Consider the following 1,064-nt stretch of genomic DNA (forward strand, 5'->3'; position numbering starts at 1 on the left):
GCGCTCACGGCGGGGCGCGAGAAGGCCGTGCAGGGCGACGCCTTGCTGCGTCCGCGCGTAAGCCTGCAGGCTGCACTGAACCGGATCAACAATCGCTCGTCCGGCAACCCGCCTGCCGAGCTCGCGCCGTTGGTCTCCGCCGATAGTTCGGGCACTGCGCGGCAAGCAGGTGTGATGCTCGTACAGCCGCTGTACGACAAAGGTGCAGTGGCTACGAAGAAGCAGCTGCATGAGCAATCCAATCTGGCGCAAACGCAGTTCGAACAGTCTCGCCAGGAACTGGCCTTGCGGGTGGCCGAGGCATACTTCGGTGTGGTGTTGGGCGAGGAGACGCTGCGCGTCGTGCAGGCCGAGAAAGCGGCCTTGCGCCAGCAACGTGACCGCGCGAAGGCGCGCTTCGACATCGGCCAAGGCAAGATCACCGATCTTCATGAAGCCCAGGCGCGCCTGGATGGCGTAGAGAGTCGCGAAGTCACGGCGCAATCTGCGCTCGAACAACGACGCACGCGATTCCAGGAGACCGTCGGCATGCCGCCCGATCAGCTCAGCGGGCTGGCGCCAAATTTTGCGCCGCGGCCGCCGGAACCGGACAACCTCATGTCGTGGCAGGCAAAGGGTGAAGATCAGAGCTACCTCGTCAAGACCAGGCAGTCTGAACTCGACATTGCTGGCGCGGAGATCGACAAGTACCGCGTCAGCAGTCGACCGACCGTCGCGCTCGTCGCAGGTTATGGCGCGCAAGGGCAAACCGGTAACCTGGCGCCCTGGGTTGCACCCAGCAACACCAGAAGCGCGACAGTCGGCGTGCAGCTCAACATTCCGCTGTACGCGGGCGGCGGACTGGATTCGCGCGAGCGGGAGTCCGTTGCGAGGAAGAGTCAGGCTGAGCAGGAGCTTGCTGCCGCCCGGCGAGACGTGCGCCTGAATGTGCAGGACGGATTCCTGTCGGTGAAAACGGGCGTCTCCCGCGTCGCCGCACTTGAGCAGTCGCTGACTTCGGCGCGTAGCGCGCTCGCGGCGACGACGCTTGGCCGGGACGTTGGCACCCGTACAGAACCCGACGT

Annotated in this window: 1 protein-coding gene; it reads left to right on the forward strand. The window is 65.1% G+C overall.

The annotated features are described in order from the left end of the window. Positions 1-1,064, forward strand: a 1,064-nt coding sequence (locus B552_RS0106435) for a TolC family protein (protein WP_019448186.1), incomplete at both ends; no start/stop codon positions are given.

Source organism: Cupriavidus sp. BIS7, assembly GCF_000292345.1.
Taxonomy (GTDB): domain Bacteria; phylum Pseudomonadota; class Gammaproteobacteria; order Burkholderiales; family Burkholderiaceae; genus Cupriavidus.